The organism is Paenibacillus cisolokensis (assembly GCF_018403665.1).
GTDB lineage: Bacteria > Bacillota > Bacilli > Paenibacillales > Paenibacillaceae > Paenibacillus_AH > Paenibacillus_AH cisolokensis.
This window is the reverse complement of sequence record NZ_BOVJ01000179.1, coordinates 1-2,754: the sequence shown is the minus strand read 5'-3', so window position 1 is coordinate 2,754 and position 2,754 is coordinate 1. Positions and strand designations below refer to the sequence as shown.

Annotated in this window: 4 protein-coding genes and 1 pseudogene; 4 read left to right on the top strand and 1 reads right to left on the bottom strand. The window is 41.5% G+C overall.

Annotated features, from left to right (window positions below; genetic code table 11):
• The coding region (locus PACILC2_RS22340; RefSeq protein ID WP_213530954.1) for a hypothetical protein at window positions 1-346 on the bottom strand (346 nt) is incomplete at its 3' end.
• A gap of 33 nt (window positions 347-379) precedes the next feature.
• Here PACILC2_RS22340 and PACILC2_RS29800 point away from each other — a divergent pair.
• The 4 genes and pseudogenes from PACILC2_RS29800 (at window position 380) to PACILC2_RS22325 (ending at window position 2,618) form a co-directional block, all read left to right on the top strand.
• The gene (locus PACILC2_RS29800; RefSeq protein ID WP_244863748.1) at window positions 380-934 is read left to right on the top strand and encodes a hypothetical protein; all 555 of its coding nucleotides are present in this window, start codon (window positions 380-382) and stop codon (window positions 932-934) included.
• An 18-nt stretch (window positions 935-952) separates the two neighbouring features.
• A pseudogene (locus tag PACILC2_RS29795) lies at window positions 953-1,324 on the top strand (IS1380 family transposase); the annotation flags it as partial.
• 239 nt (window positions 1,325-1,563) lie between these two features.
• Window positions 1,564-1,851, top strand: coding sequence for a hypothetical protein (locus PACILC2_RS22330; RefSeq protein WP_213530952.1), 288 nt, complete (start codon window positions 1,564-1,566; stop codon window positions 1,849-1,851).
• Window positions 1,852-1,889: 38 nt separating this feature from the next.
• Window positions 1,890-2,618, top strand: coding sequence for a TlyA family RNA methyltransferase (locus PACILC2_RS22325; protein WP_213530950.1), 729 nt, complete (start codon window positions 1,890-1,892; stop codon window positions 2,616-2,618).
• Window positions 2,619-2,754: the final 136 nt, after the last annotated feature.

Genomic DNA, 2,754 nt, shown 5'->3' with positions numbered 1-2,754 from the left:
TTTGCAAAAAACTCAACTGTTGATATTTGCAGTATACGAACATTTGTTCTGAATATGCACATACCTCAGGACTGCGGTTGAGGAGCAGCTGTGGCACATGCATTAAGTAATCGATCAAAGAGCTCGTTAGGATTGAAGCGTCGGTTAAGGCGGAAGCTTCGTCTTGTGCATGAGCGTCCCCGCAGTCACTAGGTTTAGCATCTTTCCAGCGTTTATGAGCCAAGTAAATTGCACAACTTTCTTCGGTACCGAATTCTTTTTGAAATTGACCTGAATTCGTGATAATTCTTCTGTGAAAAAGAAGAAAAAGAAAGGAAATCGCATCTCCGATGGTGAATTTTACCATGAATGATCCACTTTCACCTGCGAGGTGCTACATATGAGAATCCAATCCACCCAATCTAAGGAAATTCTGTTGACTACGCATGCTGGCCTGGCCACCGTCGGCGCCTTGCTTTCCCATACCCGATTGCCGCAGCGTCTCAATCGCTCCACCGTGAAAGGAATGGAGAACCCGATTCACAGTCATGGCGATGTCATGACCAGCTATCTTGGCTTGCTTTGCCAAGGCAAAAGCGACTTCGACCACATCGAGCCTTTCCGAAAAGAGTCCGTATTCCAAACCTGCCTCGGTGTTCGCAAGGTGCCGTCAAGCCCGACGCTAAGTCAGCGTCTGGATGCCGCAGCTCAAACGATGAATGCCAACTGGAACGAGATCCTGCTTCAAGAATCCGCCGATCTGATTCGAAACGTAAAAGCACCTGTAACCGGACTGACAGCAGGCGAGCATACGATGATTCCGCTGGATATCGATGTCTCTCCGTTCGATAACTCCGGTACGAAAAAAGAGGGTGTTTCGTTTAAATCATCAAGGTCAATCTGCGCAACACATCCAAGGAAAGTTGGCTACGGATCGCCGAAGACAAGGGCATAGCCTGTGAGCAGCGCCCCGGCAATCGACCGTGAAGGTCAGATGCTCCTGTTCCCGGAAATTGAAGTGAACGTCTATTGGACTTCTCTTACCTGCTCGCCGTGGCGTGTCATCGAGTTGTATCGCGATCACGGCACGAGCGAACAATTTCATAGTGAGCTGAAGACGGATCTGGATTTGGAGCGACTGCCCGCCGGCAAATTCGATACCAACGATCTGGTTTTGCACGCGGGGGTGTTCGCTTACAATCTGCTCCGCATCCGCACCGTGATTCAAAACATCGTGTACATCGCGGCTAGAGTCAGCCGACACGCTCGTCAAACGATTTTCAATTTTGGGCGATACAGTCCCTGGTTTCAGACCGTACGACGAGTGTACCAAGCGTTTGCCTGAATCCATTTTTCGCCATCCAGACCAACCCCAAACTGCTCTTCCCGGCCTTACCGTAAACAGCAAGGCTTATTGAGCATGCCTCGCTTGATGGATTCTGTCATTTGTAGATTTGTTTTCATCACGAATCTTTAGCTGATGGGGGGATTTCCGATTACTTTTTTCCATATACTGCTCTCTCTGCGGAATGTACTTAAGTTTGTCACGGATTCAGGTATAGAACTGAAGTAACAGCGTATTCCTTGGATGGAACTATTGGTGTAAGAAGGGATTTGGAGAATAAATGTCCATACTTATGGGATTTTTGGACAAATATCACTCGTGATAAAAGTATTTTTGCAAAAGAAAATTCTGAACAAAAGTATTATCTCTCGGAAGATATTTTTCAAAATAGGTTTCATAAGTCGTCAAAAATTAACTATTTCGCATTTATATCCATTGAGCCGATTGAATCGATTGTTGTAAATAAACGGGATATGATATCTGCATTTAAGCTGTTTATTAAAGGTAAGACCAAAGCCAATCTATGAGGATTTTATTAAATCATTAAAGGAGAAAGGTTTAACTAATGGATAAAAAAAGATCGAGCCTTTGGAAAGTATTGGTGGATAGGGGATTGTTTGAGGACCGGAAAACTGCTGCAAGTTGGATTTTATCTGGAAAGGTTATTGTTAACGGTGAAAAAATCCAACAGGAAGGTACTCCAATACCTGTGAATTCGGAAATAATAATTAAAGGTTTTGATATGAAATATGTGGGTAAGGGAGGATTGAAGTTAGAAAGAGCTCTTGAAGTCTTTTCAATAGATGTTTCGGGAAGGGTAGCGATTGATGCAGGGGCTTCAACAGGTGGATTTACTGATTGTCTATTACAAAAGGGATGTTCAAAAGTTTATTCTGTCGATGTTGGGTTTGGTCAACTAGCTGGAAAACTTCGGTCAAACCCGAATGTTATTAACATGGAAAAGACAAATATTAGCGAAGTGAAAATTGAACAATTAAATCCATTACCCTCAATTGCAGTTATTGACATTTCATACTTATCTCTAAAGAAAGCAGTGCCTATAGTTTCGAAATTAATTACAGATGATGGAGATATTATTTGCCTAGTTAAACTATTGTTTGAAGTGAATGATGTTGAAATCAGGAGATCTGGAGTAATAGAGGATGAAAAAGTATATAAAGATATTCTATTAGATCTAGTTGACTGCTTTACTAAAATAGGTTTTTCTATCAGGGGGATTACAAACAGCCCTATTACTGGAAATAATAGAACAATTGAGTTTTTATTCATTTGAATAAAAAACCTTTAAATAATATGATTAATTACCATAATCAAATCGATGATGCTATAAATATTGCATTGAAAATCCCCCAGTATGTAAAGAAACGATAGTATCCTTCTATTTTTATTTTGAGCCTTTTGCATAATTT